We start from the raw sequence: 22,325 nt of genomic DNA on the forward strand, positions 1-22,325 counted from the left end.
AACTAGCTTAATGCATTTACTGTGCCAAACAATTTATTTGCTGATTACTGACAAATAGTGTGCCAATACTGAAAAAATCTGAACTGACATTAACCTAACAATAAAACCTAACAATAAAAACATAAAAACACACTCAATGGTGTGTTTTTATGATTTAGGTCAATGGTATAGTGTTGGTAATTGTTTTTAGCTATGGTTTTTAGTTATGGTTCTCAGCTATCGTTTCTAGTAATAGCGTTTAATAATAGCGTTTCTAGAAATAGCGTTTAGTTAGTCTTTACCTAAACCATATTTACGCATTTTTTCAACTAATGTGGTACGACGAATACCCAACATTTCAGCCGCTCTTGCTACAACACTGTCTTGCTGCTCAAGTGCTTGACGGATCATGTCAATTTCTAATTCCGCCAGTAAGTCTTTTAAATTAACCCCTTCAGGCGGCAATTCACTCGGAAACCGCGTTTCAGGTATTTCAACAGGTTCTTCATCGCTGAATATCGACGCTAACGCATCCCGCTCTAACTGCTCTTCACTGACTTCTACACAGTATTCAGGTACATCAATATAACGATACTTATGCGGTAAATCGTTAACATCGACCAATCCGCCAGGAAACAAAATCGTTAACCGCTCAATCAAGTTCGATAATTCACGCACATTACCAGACCAATTATGTTCTTTTAGCGATTCAATGGCTCGTTGGGTGAAACGAACCTTACCACGCCCCTCATTAAATACTCGACTGACTAACTCATGAAGTAATAAGGGCACATCATCACGACGCTCGCTTAGTGCAGGCATCTCAATTGGGAACACATTGAGTCGATAATATAAATCTTCACGAAATGAGTTGTCTATAATCATGGTTTCAAGGTCACGATGAGTCGCCGCAATAATACGAACATCAGCGGCAATCGTTTTGCTACCACCAACACGTTCAAAAACTCGCTCTTGTAATACCCGTAATAATTTCACTTGCATTTGCAGTGGCATATCACCAATTTCATCTAAAAACAGTGTGCCGCCTTCAGCTAATTCAAAACGGCCTTTACGGGCTGATATCGCACCTGTAAAAGAGCCCTTTTCATGGCCGAATAATTCGCTTTCAAGTAACTCAGCAGGGATAGCACCACAATTAACCGGAATAAACGGCCCATCACGTCGTTCAGATAAATAATGGATATTACGCGCCACCACTTCTTTACCTGTACCCGATTGACCCAGCACGATGACGGTTGCATCAGAACTTGACACTTGGTTAATCAAATGGCGCACTTTAGCAATGCCTTCACTGCGGCCTACCAGGCTGCGAAATAACTTGGTTTGATTACCACTGGTTAAGGTGTGTTGTCTTTTTGCTTGGCCAAACACTTGACAGAAATGCAGCAGCTCAGTCAATTGTGGATAATTTATCGGTTCTTCGATAGTCCCGAGCAGATTTGATAAACTTGCATCGGTATCACCCAGTAACAACATAGGTTGCCAAGGCACAATGGCGGCAATATTTTTGATCCTGTCTGAGACAATGTCATCCGTCAAAATAACAACGGCGCGATAGCGAGATTGCTCGATTAAGGTTGTAAAAGATTCATTAGAGACAATTTCGCACTGCTCGCCTAAAAATTCGAAAATGCAGCACAAACGAGTCACGCGCTCTGATGGGGTACCGACAATTAAAATACTTTGTTCTATTTGCATCATTCAGAAGGCCAAAAGCTCTTGTTATAGGTATTTATTCGGGATGATTATGCCGCACACAGCAACAAAAACCAAAGTACATTGTTGCCTTCAATACTGACAACAATACTGGCAAAAATTACAACACTGGGGCTATTCTAGCATTTTTCCTAAAACAGGATCGTTAATCTGTTAAATACAGTTAAGAAAAACGAACTCGGTCATAAATATTGTATTATCAGCTCAGCATAAGCAAGCATCAGTGACATTTTATCTACAACAGATAGCATTTTCAGCTAAGAGTGATGATTTTTTATTCAAAAAATCTAATGGAGACAGTTCCGATTGGCTAAAAGGTTAAATACAGACTCGCATACAAGATTCCCTCGCGACGAATAGATGACGCCAATGAATTAGAGATTAGAATTGCATGTGATGAATTGAAAATTAAAACAGACAACAAAAAAGACGCTAAGCGTCTTTTCACATTCTGTTGTACTAAGCGATTAACTCGCTTCAGAGGTTAAATGATGCATATCTTGCGGAATCGCATCCCAGCCTTCTTTAAGCGTTCTTAAAACAGCAACAGCATCATCGATAGCTTGAGTATCATTTTTCAAATTGGCTTCGGTAACTTTCATAATAATGAAGTCGTATAATTGACTAAGGTTTCCAGCTATTTCATCGCCCTCATCCATATTTAAACTATTATTTAGGCCGTTGACAATACCTATCGCTTTACCAATAAACAAACCTTTATTATTCATATCTCGGTTTTCAATGGCATAGCGACTTTGAGCAAGCCTCTCAAGACCACCAGCAAACATCATTTGAATAATACGATGCGGTGAAGCAACAGATATTTCACTGTCCAATGACACCTTACGATATGACTTTAAAGAACTTCTCATAATAACCTACCTATTTACATCAATATTTTGATAAACCTTAATTTGTCGTTGATGAGTGCGCTTTAAGTTCAACAAACTTTGCCTATGAGACATGATTTTTGAAGCTCTATTGATAAAGTTTTGCGTTAACGTCAACTGTTCAGACAAACAAACCGCAAATGTCTCATCTATAGCATCATTAATCACTGAATCGATATATAATTGACGCGCTCCTATTGATTTAAGCAATAATGATACCAACTTATCAGATTGTTCATCTTCAGCAGGGATTAGCTCAATTTTGTTTAAGGTATCTTCAATAGTATCGTTAACCAGTCCAAGTTTAGCGTTCAATTTATGTATTCCTTTTATTCACTAACAACGCCAGGTAATGAAGCTAAACTACTTGTCAAGCTAGAGCTTTGTGAATTTAACTGCGAAACAATCAAATCCATTGCGTTAAATTGTTTCAGTAAACGGGCTTCCAACTTATCCATTTTTAACGAAAAAGCTTCTCTTTGGTCTGTTATGCGGCTTGTTTGTGATGTATAGGTATCGTTACGGCTATCGATTATCCCGCCTGATTTGGTGTAACTCTCAACTAAATCATCAAATTGATTCGCTAACCCAGTGCCACTGGTTGAAAACACACCTTCTACAAGTGACATATTATTCTCCAGCGCATCACTTAGCTCAGTGTCGTCTATAGAAAGTTTCCCATCTCTATCGGTGGTAATACCAAGTTCATATAAAGCCGATTCGACGCCATCAACACTAACCCGCTCGCTTACCATTTTTCTAAGTTGTGACTCTAAAGACCGAATTATTGAATCACCTTGTAAAGCAGATGAAGTCCCCTCATCAACATCAAAAGAGGATAAATTATCCATCGAGGTTTTTAGGGCATTAAAAGCACTAACAAAACTCTCAATATTACTCTTCACAGCATCAGTGTCTTGAGCAACAGTCAATGTTGACGTTGAGCCTACATCGGCTTTAGTCAGAGATAATGTTACGCCGGTAATGGCATCATCAACCGTATTACTTTGAGACGTTAGTTTTTGCCCATCTACATATATTATCGAGTCTTTAGCGTCTTGTAATGTCTCTAAATTCACGCCATTAAACATATCAGACAAACCAGTACCAATTGTATCTGTGGCAGACATGGTAATCGTGTTATAGGTTCCGGTATCTGTCGAGGTAAAAATCAATCGGCTACCAGTATCACTTTTAATAATGGTTGCTGTAACGCCTGAATTGTCTGATGAATTATTAATTTTAGAGGCTATAGCAGAAAGATTATCGGTAGATTCAATTGCTACAGAGAAACTTGCACCATTAACAGAAAAATCTAAGCTACCTTGACCAACAACAGATGTAGGATCACTAACATTTGCACCTGCCAACTTTTGCGATTGAGCTAATTGTTCAACCTTAATGGCATAACTACCGGGTTGTGAATATTGATCTGCGGTAGCGGTAAAAAAGTCACTATCTCCAGTTGAGACGGTGCGAATATTTAAAAACTCACCACTCTGAAGCTTTTCTGCTGCATCTTGAAAGGTAGATAAACTACTTTTCAAGGTGCCCATAGCAGAGACCTTAGCCTCTATTTTAGTTTCTGTTTCAGTAAATAATGCCTCTTTGGGTGCTTTCTCAGCATCAACAAGCACACTGACGATATTTGTAATATCAAGACCTGAACCAATACCTGTAGCTGTTAATGCCATAACCTTGCTCCTTTAAACCTCTATCAATAAACAAAGCAAAAAGTAAACCACTTGAGTGCATTCTTAAATTAAACTTCAATTTTCATTAATATCCCTGACACTTCACTTAATTTTTCTGCCAGTTGTAGCGCTTCTTCACTAGGGATTTGTCTAATTATATCACCAGAACTGACATCTTGAACTTTAATAACCTGCATGCCTGACTCTTCATCAACTGAAAACTTGAGTCCCTTTTGCATCATCGACATCATATCAGTAAGCTCGTTAGCAACTCCTGTCAAGTTTTCATCTTTTTTTTGTTTAGCCTGCTGTGTTTCTTCTACATTTTGAACTGCTTGAATTGAAGAAACGCTATCAAGTTCTAACTGACTTGTTTCAGATTGTTTGTTTGCCACCGGAACTTTACTCAATTCAACATTTGTTGATTCAACCTTGTTGATAAAATGAGTACTACTGTTGGTACTGATTTGAATGTCCATGATGCACCTCAATTAACCTAATGAGCTAGTAATAACAAAACTAACTATCCTCTCGAAATAAAATGCCTTTTACTACAAAGGGAGATCCGTAACCGAATCTCCCCTTAAGTTTAAGCCAAAACTATTTTTATAGTAACGACAAAGCAACTTGAGGTAACTGGTTAGCCTGAGATAACATCGCAGCCCCAGTTTGTTGCAGCACTTGGTTTTTGGTCATTGTTGCTGTTTCTTTTGCAAAATCCACATCGACGATACGACTTTTGGCGTCTGCAACATTAGATTGAGTGTTCGCACTGTTACTAATGTTGTACGCTAAGCGGTTTTGAATAGCACCTAAATCACCACGCTGAGTATCAATCGTTTTGATAGCTTTATCAATAGATGCCAATGATGACTTACGGTCTGCCGATGTAGCATTATCAATACCACCAATTGACAAACTGGTCTTATCCGTCTTAAGAACTTTAACGGTCACATTTTCGCCATTTTGAGCTCCAACTTGGAAGTTTTTGCCACCGTTAGTCGAAAAATCACCGGTCATTAACTTAGTAGTACCAAACGCTGTTGTTGTACCGATGTTATCTATTTCAGTCGCAAGTTGGTCCATTTCTGATTTTAGTGCAGCTAAATCATCAGTACTATTGGCACCGTTTTCTGACTGTACCGTCAAATCACGCATACGTTGCAACATATTGGTTTGTTCTTGCATTGCACCTTCAGCGATCTGAGCAATTGAAATAGCATCGTTTGCATTACGCATACCGACTTCCAAACCATTTACCTGAGAATTCAATCGGTTAGAAATGGCCAGACCGGCAGCATCATCTTTAGCACTATTAATACGCAAGCCGCTAGATAGACGCTCCATAGAAGTTGCAAGTGCACCACTTGACGAATTCAAGTTTTTCTGAGCTTTCATTGATGTTACGTTGGTATTTACTGTGATAGCCATGATTGCTTCCTCATATTGTTCTGACTTGGGAGATGCCTGTATGCTTAATCTCAAGTCAGACAGGTCTTGCTCGTTACAATATATTTAACGGCAACAATATTTTTATCTTTAGTTTTTTTTATGTCTTTTATGAAAAAAAAATAAATACAATATTTATTAATTACTTATATAAAAACAAAAACGGCTTCTATTTCTAGAAGCCGTGTTTTTAATGAATAATAACTATCCTAATAACGACAATGCGACCTGCGGTAACTGATTAGCTTGAGCTAACATCGCGGAACCCGTTTGCTGTAATACTTGGTTCTTGGTCATTGTAGCGGTTTCTTTGGCAAAATCCACATCTACAATCCGAGACTTAGCATCTGCAACGTTTGCTTGGGTATTGGCACTGTTGCTGATATTGTACGCTAAACGGTTTTGAATAGCACCTAAATCACCACGCTGAGTATCAATCGTTTTGATTGCTTTATCGATAGATGCCAATGTTGACTTACGGTTTGCCGATGTAGCATTATCAATACCACCAATTGACAAACTGGTCTTATCCGTCTTAAGAACTTTAACCGTCACATTCTCGCCATTTTGGTGTCCTACTTGGAAGTTTTTGCCACCGTTAGTCGAAAAATCACCGGTCATTAACTTAGTATTACCAAAAGCGGTACTTGTGCCGATATTATCTATTTCAGTAACCAGTTGATCCATTTCTGCTTTTAGTGCTGTTAAATCATCAGTACTATTTGCACCGTTTTCAGATTGAATAGTAAGATCACGCATACGTTGCAACATATTGGTTTGTTCTTGCATTGCACCTTCAGCGATCTGAGCAATTGAAATAGCATCGTTTGCATTACGCATACCCACTTCCAAGCCATTAACCTGAGAGTTTAAACGGTTAGAAATGGCCAGACCGGCAGCATCATCTTTAGCACTGTTAATTCTTAGGCCACTCGATAAGCGCTCCATCGAAGTATTAAGCGCTTGGCTCGATGAATTTAAATTCTTTTGCGCTTTCATTGATGTCACATTGGTATTTACTGTAATAGCCATAAATAATTCCTCATTCCTAGTTTTGTTGCCAAGACTGTGGAGCTTGGCTAAATTTACAATTTAACGTGATTGCTTATTGTTAGATGTAATCAAACAATGACAGCGAACCCACTTTACTAAACACACTCGATACTGCATTAAGTGCAAGTTGTTGCTTTTCAAACTCTGTAATAGCCTCGGCATAATCTAAATCTTCTAGAATAGATAACGTGCTGCTATTAATAATTTTCTCTTCTGAATGGTTGGTAGAAATACTGTCCAAACTTTTCAGATTGTTGCCTGCGATCCCTCTTGCTGCACTGACTTGATTTTGACCACTATCAATATCATTCAATAGTTGTGCCAACTGTGACTTTCCTTGGGCAGTATTTGTGCCGTCTGATGTGTCCAATAAAGCGAGAGCCTTACTAAATGAATCAAACACGCTTACTGTTTCCTGCGGTTCAAGTGTAAATGAGTCCCCTGCAGCCGGAGTACCGCTTAATTTAACGTCTATGCCGTTAAAAGAAACCGCATTAGTAGGATCAAAGTTAACAACTGTTTTGACTGCTGTGTTAACCGAACTTAATACTTCAAGATCAACACCTGCACCATTAGCTACAAAGTTAAATGTATATGTATCAGATATATGGGACGATTCATCTGTTATTTTGGCGTTAGCAACCGTAAAATCACCTTGCTGACTAGACAAATAATTGACACCATAATCACCTAAAGGATTAGGGGCATTCATAAATGCGCTATCACCCGGAATGTTGGTTGCCATTGCAATGCCAGATGCGACAATACTTTTTCTAACGCCAGAATCACCGCTATAGACAATTTCACCATTTGCATCAAAAGCAAAGGGTTCAGAATTGGTTTTATTACCCGCAAACATATAATTGCCAGATTCATCTTGGCTATTGGCAATAGACTGTAGCTCTTCCAAACTCGAACTCATTTCATCGGCAATCATTTGCCGCTCAACTGAACTAAGACTGCCGTTAGCGCCTCTTAATAATTGCTCACGCATTGATGAGATCAACGTTTCAGCACTACCAATTTTGCTTTCACTAATGGCTAAATGATTTGTGGCGTAATCGATATTTTTTTCATATTGCTCAACCAAGATATTCTTTTGTTTTAGATTATCTATACCAATGGCAGCAACAGGGTCATCACCGGCGGTGTTAACCCTTTTGCCGCTGGAAATTTGCGCCATGATGGTGTTGGTGGCAGATTGTTTTTCTAAAATGCTATTGGTGTTTTGTTGAAACATTTGTCCGGTAGAAATTCTCATGATGTATCTCCTAGCGAACCGAGCTGAATAAAGTATCGAAAATGGTTTGGGCTGTTGTCATAATTCTGGCGGAGGCTTGATAAGATTGTTGGAAGCGCATTAAGTTTGCGGCTTCTTCATCAAGGTTGACACCTGACTCACTTTGAACACGGTTGCTAGCTTGTTGATATATGGCCGTGGCAGAGCTAACGCGCACTTCAGCAGATTTAGTTTGGCTACCAATATCCAATTTAGTATTTTCAAATACGCTGGTTAATGTGCCCGTGCCATTATTCATTAATTTGCTGTTTGATAAGCTCGCCATTGCTACCGCATTGCTGTTGTCACCTTCGGCCAATGCTAAGTCAAAGGTAAAGCGCTCGGAAGTCGCCCCCGCGGTGCTGGTAATATCAAAGTCCATACCAAAAGCGTTGATATTGTTATTTGTGATAGCGCCTGTGCCTAATGAGGCACCAGCGGCATTAAAAGCTTCATATGTGTTCGCGGCAGTATCAAGTTGGAAGGTAATAGATGATCCGATACCTTGAAAGCCACCAGCGGATGAATCCATGCTATTTAAGCTAATTGCCGTGTTACCTGAGTTAGCAGTGGCTGGTGTTAAGGTCGGCCCCGCTGCAGCAATACCTTTAGGGTCGGTCATCACCACTTTTAAGCCTGCAGCGCCACCCGCAGTTGGGCGAATTTCAAACTTGTCGCCATCGGCCATTGCGCCACTGGCAATGTTAATGCTAAAACCTGCACCGCCAGTAAGTTGCCCCGATGCTAATGTCATTGTTGTTTTGGTACCGGTTTGAGTATCTTTTAGTTGGTAACCATCGGCAGTGCTATAGTCCAGCTGGTAACTGCCACCCGATAATGCGCCAACATCATCAATGTTGACTGACATTGCAGCATCACCTGTATTGGTTGAAAACGCCCCTACTCGGCCTAATGCCATTAACGGATCGTTAATATCAGCAAAAATGTTACTGCCAACCTCACCATTTAAATCAATTCCTTTTGATTGCATGCCATTAAAGGTGTCTGCCACCCCAAGTGCTAATTGGCCAAGTTCAGTACTGGCGGGTATTAAGGTGTCGTCCCGAAAAGAAAATAATGCGCCTAATTGGCCGCCCAATTTAGACGGGTCGACATTAAGGGTTTTATCGCCAATGGAGGCATTAATGCGCGGCTCATTAGGATAAGGGTCGCCGGCACTCACGCCCATCGACATTGACACTTCACCCGACACCAACATCATTGAGCCGCCAAGCATAATGGACTTGGCACCTGTGTCTAACGGGATCACATTGACCTGAGCATATTCGCTCAGTTCTAGAATGAGAGCACCTTGCTTATCTAGCACTTGGCTGTCTTGATCTTGAGATTTCATCAACTCTACATTGAGGCTACCTAGCTCTTTACCAATCTCATTAATACGAGTAGTAATAGCTTCAATTTGGCTATTGGTTTGTTTCACCTGGCCATCAAGTTGTGATTGCATTTGATTTAGGCCATTGGCCAACTGCTGCGCCGAACTAAGGCTGCTACTGCGAATACCAAGGTCGCTGGGTAAATCGGCGACACTATTAATGCTGGCAAAAAAGTTGTTCAAATTTTCGGGCACCATTTTGCCCACTTGAGCATAAATTTGGTCTAATTCGCTTAACTTACTGTAAGAGGTTTCAGCCGCGCTCATACTCGTTTGGCCAATCCGTAACTCACGTGCGGCAAATTCGTTATAAACACGTTTAACATCGGACACATACGTGCCGGTGCCATAAAAATTATTGCCCAAGTGTTGAGATTGTGATGACGCCTGAGTGGCAACTTGCCTGTTATAACCTTCTGTATTGGCATTAGCGATGTTATTACTGGTGACGCCTAATTGTGCTTGAGATGCTTGAATACCTGTGCGAGCGATATTGAGTAAGTCAATCGACATTATTGAGTCTCCACAGGTAATACAGATTTAAGGCCTTCTTTTACCGACTTCATCACATTGATGACTTTATCGGCATATTGAGGGTCGGTGGCGTAGCCGGCTTTTTGCAACGCTTTAATAAATTGAGTCGGCTCAGCGGCCACTTTGCGCGCATCTTGATAACGATCGCCTTGGCTAATAAACGACACAAAGTCATTAAAGCTCTGCTCAAGGTTGTCATACATTCTGAAATCCGCTTTTTGTTGCACCGCAATGCCCTTTTCAAATTCCAATGTATTGACTGAGGTTTTCTCACCTTGCCAACGTTTGTCTGCTTTGATATTAAATAAGTTATGACTCATGGTGCCGTCGTTACGACGGACCACTTTTTGGCCCCAACCCGTTTCTAACGCGGATTGAGCAATTAACACTTCTGCAGAGGTTCCCAACGATTTAGCCGCTTTTTCAGCGTGGGGATATAACACTGAGATAAAATGCTCAGGGCTGGTAAATTGACTCACCATAATGCCTTTATCTTTTGGCACAGTAACATCTGCCTGCGGCAAACCTTTGCCTGCTTGCGTTGCTTGACTGGCTAATTGTTCACCGCGTAACACACTCGCTAATTGCTCGCTGTCTAACACACTGGATAACGGTTTAGCCTCTAACGCACTAGAAAGCTGGGCCGACATAGGTCGCATAGATTCGGCGCTATTTATAACAGAATGGGCAATAACAGAATGACTAAGAATAGAATGCGATGCTGCTATTTGATCTTTTGGCGCAATGGCATCAAGGGTGTCGTTATCTAATACCGTTGGCGGCGCTGCAAACATACTCGGATTAACTTTATAATCGCTATTGCCACGCAATACCGATGCTGGCGTAATGGCGCTATCTTCAGGGTCTAGTTGCTGCATCATCATCTCTGCGAGCCCTAGCATGCCTTTATTTGATAGATCGACCGACATTTGCTCATCGCGCATTTTTTCAAAAAACGCGGTGGTTTCACTGTTCATTGGACTGTCTGACTTAAACGCGGCATTGGCATCTCGCATGCTTTTCATTAGCATTTGAATAAAAATACCTTCAAATTGCTTAGCCGCTTCTTTAAGTGCCCCCTTCTCGTCTTTCTGGGCCTGGACGCGAAGTGAATCTAGTCCTCCTAGATCCAAAAAGTTCGATGAAGCTGACAACTTATCCATAGTCATTCCGACAATTATTAGATGATGATGAGTTCACCATGCAAAGCGCCTGCCATTTTTAACGCTTCGAGTATGGCAAGGACATCAGATGGGGCTGCGCCCACTAAATTCACGGCTCTGACAAGTTCATCAAGTGTGGTGCCTGGGTTAAACATAAACATGCGACGATCTTTTTCTGACACATCAATCGTACTGTTGGCGGTAACAACCGTATCGCCGCCCGCTAATGCGTTAGGTTGTGACACTTGAGTGGCTTCGGCAATGGTGACGGTTAATCCGCCGTGGGTCACCGCGGCTGGTAATAACTTAACGTTTTGGCCAACCACTATGGTGCCAGTACGTGAGTTAACAATCACTTTGGCAGATTCTTCTGCCGGTATAACGTCGATGTTTTCTAGTACCGATAAAAATGACACTCGCTGTGATGCATCCCGTGGCGCACTCACTTGAATAGAGGTGGCATCAATGGCCTTGGCCATATCGGGGCCGAGTAAATTATTAATCGCATCTGCGGTGCGTTTAGCGGTAGAAAAATCAGCACGACGTAAATTGAAGGTAAGGTAATCACCGCTGGCAAAGGGACTCACCACACTGCGCTCGACAATGGCGCCACTGGGAATGCGGCCGACCGTTGGGGTATTTTGGATCACCAATGAGCCATCAAGCCCTTCAGCGCTAAAACCACTGACAATTAAGCTGCCCTGAGCAATGGCGTAGACATTATCATCCACCCCTTTTAAGAAGGTTTGTAATAAGGTGCCACCACGTAAACTTTTTGCTTGGCCTAAACTGGACACGGTAATGTCAAGTTTTTGACCCGGTTTGATAAAGGCTGGCATTTCTGCATGCACCGCAACGACGGCGATGTTTTTTGAGCTAGCACGAACCGAATCAGGTAAATTGATGCCGAAGTTTTTCAGCATGGTGCTAAACGTTTGTTCGGTATAACGGGTACTTTCCCCCGTACCAGGCAAACCGACCACCAGCCCATAACCGACTAATTGGTTACTTCGCACCCCTTGAATACTGGCGATGTCTTTAATCCGCTCTGCATGTGCAGAGGCGGTTAACATCAATATCGACGCTACTAACGATACAGTCGCAACAATCAGTTTAGTTTTCATCCATTACTCCTTAAAAAGGCCACCACTCACTCATAAAGAATGAACTCAGCCAACCGACTTTTTGGGCATCAGCAAACGTACCTGTGCCGCTATACTGAATGCGAGCGTTAGCCACTCGTGTCGAATCGATAGTATTATCTGGGTTAATGTCTTCGCTGCGGATCATCCCTGTGATGCGAATAAACTCATCACCGTTATTGATCGAAATCCATTTTTCGCCACGGATCACTAAGTTGCCGTTACTGAGCACCTGAATGACATTGGCTGAAATACTGCCATTTAAACTGTTTGATTGGTCAGCATCAGACTCGCGCTTGGTATTCATGCTGTCGCCGTAACCCAAATCAATTGGGACGCCGCTTATGGAAATGTTTTTGCCGCCGGCATATATTGGTTCAACGCTTAAATCAGTGTCTTTTTTGATTTCGTTATTGGCGCTTTTCGATGCTTGGGTTGATTCTTTTAAGGTCACCGTAATAATGTCACCGACGCGATGAGCACGAATATCGGAATACAAGCTTGATGCTTGGCTATCAAGATAAATAGATCCCGTTGCCGCCACTTGTGTCGGTATCGTATCTGGGTATACCGGCGCATAAAATGGGTCATCTTCAATGGGTTTCTTGGGCGTAGAACTACAGCCAATTAATAACACCACTGACGCTAACGCAATGTATTTAATCATCTTAACGCCTTAGAGATTCTGATTAATATAAGACAGCATTTGATCAACCGCCGAGATCACTTTGGAGTTCATCTCGTAAATACGTTGTCCTTGAATAAGGTTGACCAATTCCTCAGTCACATTCACGTTAGAGGTTTCCAGTGCCCCTTGGCGAATAGAACCTAAACCGTCTTGGGATGCCGTACCTTGGATAGGCGTGCCACTGGCACCCGTTTCGGTATACAAGTTTTGTCCTAAGGGATCTAAACCTGACGGATTAATAAAATCGGTCATGGTTAACTGGCCAATCACCTGACTAGCAGCAGTACCTGGCGTTTGCACAGACACTTCACCCGATGCGGATACGGTAATACTGGAGGAATCATCGGGAATAGTGATCGGCGGCTGAACCACATAGCCTGAACCTGGGGTAACAATCTGACCGGTATCATCCAAGCTAAACTGACCATTACGCGTATAAGCAGCAGTACCATCTGGCATTTGCACTTCAAAAAAGCCTGAACCTTCAATCATTAAATCTAATGAGTTATCGGTGGTGAGCATGTTGCCTTGGGTAAACATTTTTTGGGTAGCAACCACCTTAGTACCAGCACCAATATTTAAGCCATTGGGTAACTTGCTGTTGTCTGAGCTAATGCCACCGGCTTGATTAACGGTTTGATAAAGTAGGTCTTCAAATACCGCACGGCTTTTCTTAAATCCGACAGTACTGGCGTTAGCCACGTTATTAGAAATAACCGCAATGTTGGTTTGCTGGGCATCTACACCTGTTTTACTTATCCATAACGCTGGATGCATAATAATTACTCCTAACTAGATTCTCATCAAAGAAGCTGACGCCTTATCAATTTCTTCAGCGTTCTTCATCATTTTGACTTGCATTTCATATCGACGTTGAATATCGATCATGGCGACCATTTCTTGCACTGAATTGACATTACTGCCTTCAACTGCGCCACTGACAACTTCAACCCCGGGGTCCTTTGGCGCATCGCCACCGGCAATAAGGCGGAACAAACCATCTTCGCCGCGCATCATGTTCTCGTTACCAGGATTAACTAATTTAATCCTCGCCACTTCTTCGACCACTTCGGCCGTCGCCCCTTGAGGCCTAACTGAAATAATACCGTTGGCCGAAATTTCTACTTTCTCAATTGGGATAGGCAACACAATAGGACCGGAATTGCCCATCACTGGACGATTGCTGCTATTTAACAGCAAACCGGTACTGTCAAATTTCAAACTGCCTGCACGGGTGTAAGCTTCTGAACCGTCAGCCGCTTGTACGGCAACCCAGCCATCGCCCTTAACTGCGATATCAAGGTCGCGACCGGTGGTTTTAATGGGACCGCCGTTAAAGTTACTGCCGGGGCTTTCCATCATCGCAAATACTCGCGTAGGCAAGCCTTCACCAAAGGCCTGCATTGAACGGGCTTGGACCATGTCAGCTTTAAATCCATCAGTATTGGCGTTGGCAAGATTGTTAGCACTTACTGCTAAGGCATTCATACCTTGCTTTGCGCCACTCATGGCAATATAAAGAAATTTGTCCATTTGTTGCTCCGTCAAACTTTCTGCAAAAACAATTTATATACACAGAACAAGCAAGCATCATGCCAATGAGTTTTAAGGCGGATTATGGAGATGTAATAGATTGAATTAGTTAGGAATTAACATTAACGAATAACTCATGAGTGTCAAAAAAGCATCAAATAACACCAGGGGATAATAACGAGGACTAATAATGAGGACTAATAATGAAGGGGTAAAGGCAAGGTGTTGCCGTAAACGGCAACACCTATCATGGCGTGTGGTTAACTTAGCGGATCTGTAATATGGTTTGGTTTAAGGTATTGTTCACTTCAAGGGTACGCGAGTTAGCTTGGAAGTTACGCTGAGCCGAGATTAAATCCACCAGCTCGGTGGTTAACTCAACGTTTGACTGTTCAAGCGCAGAAGATTTTATATCACCAAAGGTACCACTATTGGCCTCTCCCGCTAATGCTGCACCTGATTCGATACTGGCTTTCCAAGACGTGTTACCCACTTGAGTGAGTCCTTGCTCATTGGCAAAACGCACTAATGCCACCCGTGATAATGGCACCGTTGAGCCATTACTGTAGCTTGCGGTCACTAAACCATCAGCGCCAATACCTACGTTAGTCAATCGGCCAACGGTAATACCATCTTGGGCTAATTTAGTCACTTCAAACGGAGAAGCATACTGGGTTGGATTATCAAACTTTATATTAAGAGTTTGAGTACCATCGGCCTCAGGGCCTAAAGTATTTGCACCCGCAGTGCCTAATGACTCAGTGGTAATCGAAGCGGGGTTACTGCTTATATTAGCACCTACTGAGTTAAAGGTAAGCACTGCACCTGACCATGTTCCTACTCCATCCGGGTTAGTCGCTTCTGCCAATGCATTACCATCTTTGTTACCATCATCATCAGTATCTGTTTCATAACTGCCAGCAACAGTCGTGTCAACAGGCTTTCCATCAACCGCATAAAAGGCCACCCAATTACTTTCGCCAGTATATGAACCCTGCTCAGGCTTAATAAAGTAACTGGTCATAATATGTGACTCACCTAGCGAATCATAAATCGTCACCGAGGTGGAATTATTAAAGGTGTCAGAATCTTTAGGATTAAAGTTAGCTGGATTTAATGCTTTCTCTCCCACATTAAGATTCATCTGTATTTCAACTGTTGACGATTTTACTGGGCTGCCCGCTTTATCTGGGATCTCAATGGGTTTGGTGGTGGTTAAGCTCACCGACGTTGAATTACCATCTGCATCCACGGGAAAACCTTGTAAAAAGTTACCTGCTGAGTCAACCATGTAATTGCCTGAATCAACTTTAAATGCACCCGCGCGAGTAAATGATTGATCTTTAGTGCCTAATTCTGACGAGGTAACAAAGAAACCCCCACCACTTATCGCCATATCTAGCGAGTTACTGGTAAATTGCAAGCTACCTTGATGAAACTGTTGCGCAACTTGTGAGGTGGTGGCACCGCCGCCTACTGCGGTTTTACCGTTGGAAAAAATAGAATTAGCATACACGTCGGCAAACTCTGTTCGAGACTCTTTAAAGCCAATAGTATTCACGTTGGCGATGTTATTCGCGGTGGTATTTAAGTCTTTTTGCGCGGCAGCAATACCACTCAGTGCGATATTAAATGACATGTTTCACCTCTCACAATTAATTCATTTATGATGACAGCCAACTGTTTGTTGGTGGCCGTATTATGTTTCAGATACTGCGAGTACGTCAGATAACTTAATTCCACCTACTCCACGCAAATTCAAAATAGCGCCTGTCGCCACAGTGCCCAATGACACACTGGTAACATGGGCATAAGTCGATACGGCTAAATCTTCCGACGTTCCGTCCACTTTACCGCTAGCCTTAATGGCGTAATTACCGGCTTCTGCGGGTTGGCCATCTGAATCTAAACCATCCCACGTCACATCAACATTGCCGCCTTTACTGCCATCAATATTAAAGCTCTTAATCAGCTGACCCGACTCATCTTCAATTCTGACCGAAATAGATTCGATGGTTGATGGCGTACTGATCACCCCTTTAATTTCCGAGTTTTCAGTAGAAATAGCCCCAGTATCAGAAGGAATAAGCACTTTACGGCCCACTAAACCAGAAGCTTGCAATGCTTGGCTAGAACTCATCACAGTATTGAGGTTAAGAATTTCATCATTAAGATTTGAAATACCATCGACTGTGGAAAATGATGCCATTTGGGCAATCATTTGATCATTATCAACCGGTTTAAAGGGATCTTGCATCGACAACTGTTGACTGAGTAAAGCAAAGAAATCATCTTGCTTTAACATCTGATCTTTTGCTTCAGGTATCGCACTTTCTTCAGGTAAGCGAATTCCGTCAAGAAAAGGATTACCTGTGGTCGTGGTGGTCGTATTTGCCTGCACAGAATTTTTGGTTGTAGCACTTGTGTTTGAAGCACTACTGGACTGTTGCGGTAAAGACTGACTGTAAGAGTTAACGAGGCTCATTGTTACCTCCTTGAATAATCATACTATTTACCCATCCTTAACGTCTGTTGCAACATAGACTTAGTTGCATCAGCCACCTGAACGTTCATTTGATAAGAGCGTGATGCAGAAATCATATCGGCCATTTCTTCCATCACATTGACATTAGGTTTGTAAATAAAACCATCACCATCCGCCATTGGATGGTCTGGCGAGTATTCTTTTAATAATGGTTTGTTACTTTCGACAATGCCTTTAACGCTGACGCCAGGCGAACTGTCTTGCTGGCTATTGGCTTTTAGCATTTCGGCCTCAAAAACAGGATGACGTGCACGATAGGTTTTATCGACACTGCTTGACACCGAATCAGCATTGGCAATATTACTGGCGGTAGTATTCAAACGCACTGACTGCGCTGACATACCCGAACCAGACACATTGAAAATATTAAATAAACTCATGATTAGTCACCTCTCAATGCTTTACGCATGCCATTAAATTTGCCCTCAAGAAAGCCTAATGACATTTGATATTCGAGCGAATTTTGCATAAATGCTGCTTGTTCTTTCTGGGTATCGACGGTATTACCATCGCCAGTATCGGCCTGATTTGGCATTCGATATTGAACATGTTGTTGACTTAACGCCGTTAAATCAAAATGTTTGTCTGTGGTTTGACTCATACTCAAGCCTTGTTGATGCGAGCTTGCCGATTTCATGGCGGAAGCAAAATTAACATCTTGAGCTTTATAATGAGGAGTATTGGCATTGGCGATATTACTTGAAATTACTTCTGCTCTTTGAGCTCGAATGCCCAAAGAATATTGGTGAACACCTAATGCATTATCGAAATTAATCGCCATAAAATTGCCTCCATCAGCTAACTGATAGTAATAAAGCAAGGGTTATGCCAACAATTTAATTTTTAAACGAATAAAAGACAAAAACAAACATGCCGACGAATGCCGGCATGATAAATAGCTTAACTTGTTATTTTATCTATATTTTCTTTTGGTAATAAATACCAGGATTACATCGAACCATAGTAAACTCATCACTTAAGCCTGCTAGAGATTCTGACGCACCCAAGAATAAAATACCTTTAGGATTAAGTGCGGCAGCAAATTGCCGCAAAATTTTAGTCTTTGCCTCTGGCCCAAAATAAATCAATACATTACGGCAAAAAATAATATCGTACTTACCTAATAAGCTATAACTTTCAAGTAAATTATGTGCTCTAAAGTTAACTAAACGCTTAACATTATCTTTCACTGTCATGTTGCCCGACGGTAAAGCATCAAAAAACTGACGTTTACGCTCTTCAGACAAGCCACGAGCCAGCGCTAAACCATCATATTCAGCATTCTTACAGCGCTCTAACATTGATGGTGACAAGTCCGTTGCCTGAATCGTCGCGCCGCCCGGTAAAGCACCGGGTTTACGCTGTTGATATTCCAACACTGTCATCGACAAAGAGTAAGGTTCTTGCCCAGAAGAACATGCCGCAGACCATATTTTTAACGGTCTGCCAAGCTTACTGTATTCAGGCAATAGAGTATTATTAAGTAATTCAAACGGATAACGGTCTCGAAACCATAAGGTTTCATTGGTGGTCATTGCATCTATCACTTCAGCACGCAGTTGACGTTCTATCGGTTTCATCGACTTTTTAACCACCTCAGACAAAGAAGGTAAATTATGCTTCCCCATCAACGGCGCTAAACGACTGCGGACTAAATATTGTTTATTCTCACCTAACACAATACCGCTATGCTGCTCTAAAAACAGCCTAAATTGATTGTACTCTGCTTCAGCAAGTGATTTATCTGTCACATTAACTTCCTAATATGTGGCCGATGAGCTGAGCATCCAATATTGTTCAATATTAGAGGCTTATAAACTCAAATGTTTGTTAACCGCTGAGGCTAATTCATCGGGGTTAAACTTAGCAATAAAGTCGTTAGCACCTACTTTTTCTACCATTGCTTGGTTAAACACACCACTTAATGATGTGTGTAGAACTACTTTTATGTTCTTTAATTTTGGATCATCACGAATTTCAGCAGTTAAAGTATAACCGTCCATTTCTGGCATTTCGATATCTGAAATAATCAGCGGGATCTCAACTGAGACATCATCCATTTCAGCGGCAATATTTTTCAGCATGATCAACGCTTCTTTACCATCTTTAGCGGTATCGATTTGCAGATTTAACGACTCTAACGAACGAATAATTTGTTTGCGTGCCACCGTAGAATCATCAATAACCATAATATGATAATGCTGTTCTTTATCGATAGTTAACGTCTCACTGACTTCTTTACTGATAGAGGTCTTAACAGGTGAAATTTCATCAAGAATTTTTTCAACATCCAAAATTTCAACCAGCTCACCTTCAATCTCAGTCACAGCCGTTAAATATGAAGAACGTCCTGAACCTTGGGGCGGCGGCAAAATAGATTCCCAATTCATATTGATGATACGCTCAACAGAACTGACCAAAAAGCCTTGAACACTGCGGTTATATTCGGAAATGATAACAAAGCAATTTTCAGTTGATGTCAGTGGACGTCCACCGGTTGCAGCACTTAAATCGATAATAGAAATTGTTTCCCCACGAATATGCGCAACACCTTTAACATAGGGGTTTAGTTTAGGTAGCCTTGTCAGTGGAGGACATTGTAATACCTCTTTTACTTTAAATACGTTAATACCAAAGCGTTGACGACCGTTAAGCTTAAACAGCAACAGCTCTAATCTGTTTTGTCCGACAAGCTGGGTACGTTTATTTACTGATTCTAAAATGCTCGACATAACACAGCCTTGTAGTTAACTGTTACTCAAAAGGATAAAATTGTTGGTTAACATTATAGTGAACCTTGGTTTAATATAATACGCTTGCTAGCTATTTTAACCTCAACCTGGATAAGAGAGGGGATAAATCGTTGAAAACGGGTTTATTTCAAGTCTGCAATATCAAACATGCCATGTGTTTTGCTAATAAAGGTGCACTCACATGTTAACAATAGTGTTAGTCGCCGCGCCAATAGCGGGCCCATTGTGAATCGATACAAGGTGAATAGCCGAACAAAGAGCCGTTTGATAACCGTTACTATCCCCCAATTTATCCCCAATTGAGGTTTTCATCAGACGAACATGACACACTCTGGGCAAACCATCAGCAGCCTAGCAAATACTTATCAAATTATTGAATTAAAAGTGGGCATGCAACTTGCTTTAACTTTTACTAAGTTAACTCTTACAGTGAACTGACACTTTTTTGACGAAAGGGAAATGTTATTATCATGCCCTCACCTCATTTTTAGCTTATTGCGTATGCAGAGATTACTCGCATATTTTTCGTTCTCCAAAGTATAGGTGCATTCTGGCAACACAAGCTAGGATCTTCATTATGAAAGTATTTTTTTTATGTTTTTTGTGCTCAATGACGCTTTCTTTGCCAGCATTTGCTAGCGAAGAGATAGTAACACCTAAACTATCGGCCATTTATACGTTAGCTAAAGAGGTGGTCGCAAAAAAAATTGATGCCGACGCCAACGCTAAGGTGCAAATTACCCCACAAAATCTTGAAGGTCGTCTTAGTCCACCGCGCTGCTATCCACCGATTAATGCCGAACTCGCCAGTGAAAGAGCCATTAGTCGAAATAACATGGTAAAACTAAGTTGTATCAGCCCAGACTATGACTATCCATGGCAAATGTATCTCTCTGTTCGAGTTGAAATACAATACCCTGTCGTGGTGGCTAACCAGCTACTGTCTCCAGACCAAATTATTGCTCCACATCACTTAAACATCATGTATGTTGACCAATATAGTTTAAGAGGCCACTTTTTTTCTGATACCCACACATTAATCGGTTCGCGAGTGAAACGTCGCGTGGCAAAAGACTCACCTGTATTGAGTAATAACCTGTGTTTTGTGTGCAAAGGTGACTCGGTTTCCATCTACGCTAGAACCGCTAATGTTCAAATAAAAACCCTTGGTGAAGCACTGCGTGACGGCAATCTTGATGACGTCATCAGGGTGAAAAACAGTAACACGAGTAAACAATTTGATGCGGTGGTGGTTGGGGTTGGCGAAGTTGAAGTAAGAATGTAAACTAGGACTAAAGTTTTTTCCAACAGTGCCGATAATCTGTTTGAAGAACCTAATACATTACGCTGGAGCCTCCAATGGCAATTGACATTAAGCATAACACTGCGGCTAATACCCAAATGCGCACTGCACGTGACACGCAGTCTGCTAAGCAATCTAATACTGCTGTGGCTCAAAAATCCGCGGCACCGGTTAAAGCCGATTCCGTTAGCATCACCGCTCAAGCTCACCAGCTTCAGAGCGCGCAAGCAAAAATGGAAGCGACACCTGAAGTTGACCAAAAAAAGGTCGCAGAAATTAAGCTCGCTATCTCTGAAGGACGCTATAAAGTCGACCCAGAAAAGCTTGCTGCGAATATTGCCAGCTTTGAAGCAGAGCTAAGCAGTCTATCGTTTGACAAAGAGTAGCCGTTAAACGTTACTCTTTAATTTGTTTTAACGACACACAGATAATAGGTGCTAACTTGCATCATAGATAAGTGTCAGTTAACAAAACCAATGAGTAATTTATGACAGAGCTAAATGAAGTACTAAATAAAGAGTTGAATAAACAACCAAGCGAACAACCAAACGATGAGCTACGTGCACTGTTAGAGACCCAAAATCAGACCTTAGCACAGCTGAAACTGCTTATTGTTGAAGAAAAAGCCGCATTAACAAACCAAGATGCCGACAAACTACTGACGCTTTCCAAAGACAAAACCCAGTGCTTAATCAATATGAAAGCGACTGACGAAAAACTGGCTCAACACCCCCAGCACGCCCTGCTTACCACAGCTCCTGAACTGGTACAAAAAGTCGCCCAGGCCAAATCTATTCTCGCAGAATGCAAAGACATTAATAGCCAGAATGCCAGCTTAATTGAACACAATATCGCCAGCCTAAATCGATTTGCCCAAGCATTGCAAGCCAGCCGTAATGCATCAAGTTTAACCTACAATGACAAAGGCAAAACCTCCACCATTTCAACACTTGGTAATGACTTTACAGCCTAATAAAGCCTATAGAGCAACAGCCTAGAGCGCTTCGCTGCTAGGACGCTTCGCGGCTAGAGACTATAAAATCTGAGCCGCATCCGATAACAAGCGAATAAACGGAAAAAATAAAGCGGAAGGCATAGAGGCTATAAAGTCTTAACAGCGAAGCTGTTCTTAGCAGGACGTAGTCCGCCCTAGCAGCGAAGCGACCCTAGCAGGACGTAGTCCGCCCTAG

The 22,325-nt window shown here is 41.8% G+C and carries 23 protein-coding genes; 3 read left to right on the top strand and 20 right to left on the bottom strand.

The features are described 5' to 3' along the window. Nucleotides 1–270: 270 nt before the first annotated feature. The 20 genes from AAEZ00_RS04015 to AAEZ00_RS04110 form a co-directional block, all read right to left on the bottom strand. Nucleotides 271–1,701, bottom strand: coding sequence for a sigma-54 dependent transcriptional regulator (locus AAEZ00_RS04015; RefSeq protein WP_351088360.1), 1,431 nt, complete (start codon nucleotides 1,699–1,701; stop codon nucleotides 271–273). Nucleotides 1,702–2,183: 482 nt separating this feature from the next. Continuing rightward, a complete protein-coding gene (gene fliS, locus AAEZ00_RS04020) occupies nucleotides 2,184–2,588 on the bottom strand; it encodes a flagellar export chaperone FliS (RefSeq protein WP_351088361.1) in 405 nt (134 codons plus the stop codon). A 6-nt stretch (nucleotides 2,589–2,594) separates the two neighbouring features. Next, on the bottom strand, nucleotides 2,595–2,921 hold the full coding sequence (locus AAEZ00_RS04025; protein ID WP_351088362.1) for a flagella biosynthesis chaperone for FliD, FliT: 327 nt from the start codon (nucleotides 2,919–2,921) through the stop codon (nucleotides 2,595–2,597). A gap of 14 nt (nucleotides 2,922–2,935) precedes the next feature. Next, nucleotides 2,936–4,300 carry a flagellar filament capping protein FliD gene (fliD, locus tag AAEZ00_RS04030; protein WP_351088363.1) on the bottom strand — a complete coding sequence of 455 codons (1,365 nt, stop codon included), beginning with the start codon at nucleotides 4,298–4,300 and terminating at the stop codon, nucleotides 2,936–2,938. A 68-nt stretch (nucleotides 4,301–4,368) separates the two neighbouring features. Then, nucleotides 4,369–4,779: a flagellar protein FlaG gene (locus tag AAEZ00_RS04035; protein ID WP_351088364.1), complete on the bottom strand. Its 411-nt coding sequence runs from the start codon at nucleotides 4,777–4,779 to the stop codon at nucleotides 4,369–4,371. Nucleotides 4,780–4,906: 127 nt separating this feature from the next. Beyond that, nucleotides 4,907–5,731 carry a flagellin N-terminal helical domain-containing protein gene (locus AAEZ00_RS04040; RefSeq protein WP_351088365.1) on the bottom strand — a complete coding sequence of 275 codons (825 nt, stop codon included), beginning with the start codon at nucleotides 5,729–5,731 and terminating at the stop codon, nucleotides 4,907–4,909. A gap of 222 nt (nucleotides 5,732–5,953) precedes the next feature. Continuing rightward, entirely contained in the window at nucleotides 5,954–6,781 is an 828-nt protein-coding gene (locus AAEZ00_RS04045) for a flagellin N-terminal helical domain-containing protein (protein ID WP_351088366.1), read from the bottom strand. Nucleotides 6,782–6,860: 79 nt separating this feature from the next. After that, a complete protein-coding gene (flgL, locus tag AAEZ00_RS04050) occupies nucleotides 6,861–8,063 on the bottom strand; it encodes a flagellar hook-associated protein FlgL (RefSeq protein WP_351088367.1) in 1,203 nt (400 codons plus the stop codon). Between the two features lie 10 nt (nucleotides 8,064–8,073). Next, complete coding sequence (gene flgK / locus AAEZ00_RS04055; protein WP_351088368.1) at nucleotides 8,074–9,987, bottom strand: flagellar hook-associated protein FlgK; 1,914 nt, start codon at nucleotides 9,985–9,987, stop codon at nucleotides 8,074–8,076. Then, nucleotides 9,987–11,171, bottom strand: coding sequence for a flagellar assembly peptidoglycan hydrolase FlgJ (flgJ, locus tag AAEZ00_RS04060; protein ID WP_351088369.1), 1,185 nt, complete (start codon nucleotides 11,169–11,171; stop codon nucleotides 9,987–9,989). The genes flgK and flgJ overlap by 1 nt, the downstream gene beginning before the upstream one ends. A gap of 17 nt (nucleotides 11,172–11,188) precedes the next feature. Next, complete coding sequence (locus AAEZ00_RS04065; protein ID WP_351075292.1) at nucleotides 11,189–12,295, bottom strand: flagellar basal body P-ring protein FlgI; 1,107 nt, start codon at nucleotides 12,293–12,295, stop codon at nucleotides 11,189–11,191. 10 nt (nucleotides 12,296–12,305) lie between these two features. Continuing rightward, nucleotides 12,306–12,980: a flagellar basal body L-ring protein FlgH gene (gene flgH, locus AAEZ00_RS04070; protein WP_124011942.1), complete on the bottom strand. Its 675-nt coding sequence runs from the start codon at nucleotides 12,978–12,980 to the stop codon at nucleotides 12,306–12,308. A gap of 9 nt (nucleotides 12,981–12,989) precedes the next feature. Next, nucleotides 12,990–13,778, bottom strand: a complete 789-nt coding sequence (flgG, locus tag AAEZ00_RS04075) for a flagellar basal-body rod protein FlgG (protein ID WP_101032351.1) — start codon at nucleotides 13,776–13,778, stop codon at nucleotides 12,990–12,992. A gap of 15 nt (nucleotides 13,779–13,793) precedes the next feature. Then, on the bottom strand, nucleotides 13,794–14,534 hold the full coding sequence (gene flgF / locus AAEZ00_RS04080; RefSeq protein WP_351088370.1) for a flagellar basal-body rod protein FlgF: 741 nt from the start codon (nucleotides 14,532–14,534) through the stop codon (nucleotides 13,794–13,796). A gap of 265 nt (nucleotides 14,535–14,799) precedes the next feature. After that, on the bottom strand, nucleotides 14,800–16,173 hold the full coding sequence (flgE, locus tag AAEZ00_RS04085; protein ID WP_351088371.1) for a flagellar hook protein FlgE: 1,374 nt from the start codon (nucleotides 16,171–16,173) through the stop codon (nucleotides 14,800–14,802). Nucleotides 16,174–16,233: 60 nt separating this feature from the next. Beyond that, entirely contained in the window at nucleotides 16,234–17,019 is a 786-nt protein-coding gene (gene flgD / locus AAEZ00_RS04090; RefSeq protein ID WP_351075297.1) for a flagellar hook assembly protein FlgD, read from the bottom strand. 23 nt (nucleotides 17,020–17,042) lie between these two features. After that, entirely contained in the window at nucleotides 17,043–17,459 is a 417-nt protein-coding gene (flgC, locus tag AAEZ00_RS04095; RefSeq protein ID WP_101032355.1) for a flagellar basal body rod protein FlgC, read from the bottom strand. Between the two features lie 2 nt (nucleotides 17,460–17,461). Further along, nucleotides 17,462–17,860, bottom strand: coding sequence for a flagellar basal body rod protein FlgB (flgB, locus tag AAEZ00_RS04100; RefSeq protein ID WP_101032356.1), 399 nt, complete (start codon nucleotides 17,858–17,860; stop codon nucleotides 17,462–17,464). A gap of 136 nt (nucleotides 17,861–17,996) precedes the next feature. Further along, a complete protein-coding gene (locus AAEZ00_RS04105) occupies nucleotides 17,997–18,830 on the bottom strand; it encodes a CheR family methyltransferase (protein WP_124011947.1) in 834 nt (277 codons plus the stop codon). 60 nt (nucleotides 18,831–18,890) lie between these two features. Further along, nucleotides 18,891–19,811: a chemotaxis protein CheV gene (locus AAEZ00_RS04110; protein WP_101032358.1), complete on the bottom strand. Its 921-nt coding sequence runs from the start codon at nucleotides 19,809–19,811 to the stop codon at nucleotides 18,891–18,893. A gap of 598 nt (nucleotides 19,812–20,409) precedes the next feature. Here AAEZ00_RS04110 and flgA point away from each other — a divergent pair. The 3 genes from flgA to AAEZ00_RS04125 all read left to right on the top strand — a co-directional run bounded on the left by flgA (nucleotide 20,410) and on the right by AAEZ00_RS04125 (nucleotide 22,108). After that, the gene (gene flgA, locus AAEZ00_RS04115) at nucleotides 20,410–21,117 is read left to right on the top strand and encodes a flagellar basal body P-ring formation chaperone FlgA (protein WP_124011948.1); all 708 of its coding nucleotides are present in this window, start codon (nucleotides 20,410–20,412) and stop codon (nucleotides 21,115–21,117) included. A 74-nt stretch (nucleotides 21,118–21,191) separates the two neighbouring features. Continuing rightward, nucleotides 21,192–21,521 carry a flagellar biosynthesis anti-sigma factor FlgM gene (gene flgM, locus AAEZ00_RS04120; protein WP_124011949.1) on the top strand — a complete coding sequence of 110 codons (330 nt, stop codon included), beginning with the start codon at nucleotides 21,192–21,194 and terminating at the stop codon, nucleotides 21,519–21,521. A 101-nt stretch (nucleotides 21,522–21,622) separates the two neighbouring features. Further along, nucleotides 21,623–22,108: a flagella synthesis protein FlgN gene (locus tag AAEZ00_RS04125; protein WP_351075303.1), complete on the top strand. Its 486-nt coding sequence runs from the start codon at nucleotides 21,623–21,625 to the stop codon at nucleotides 22,106–22,108. Nucleotides 22,109–22,325 lie beyond the last annotated feature (217 nt).

Origin of the sequence: Shewanella sp. S1-49-MNA-CIBAN-0167, from assembly GCF_040310145.1 — a bacterium.
Taxonomy (GTDB): Bacteria; Pseudomonadota; Gammaproteobacteria; order Enterobacterales; family Shewanellaceae; genus Shewanella; species Shewanella psychromarinicola.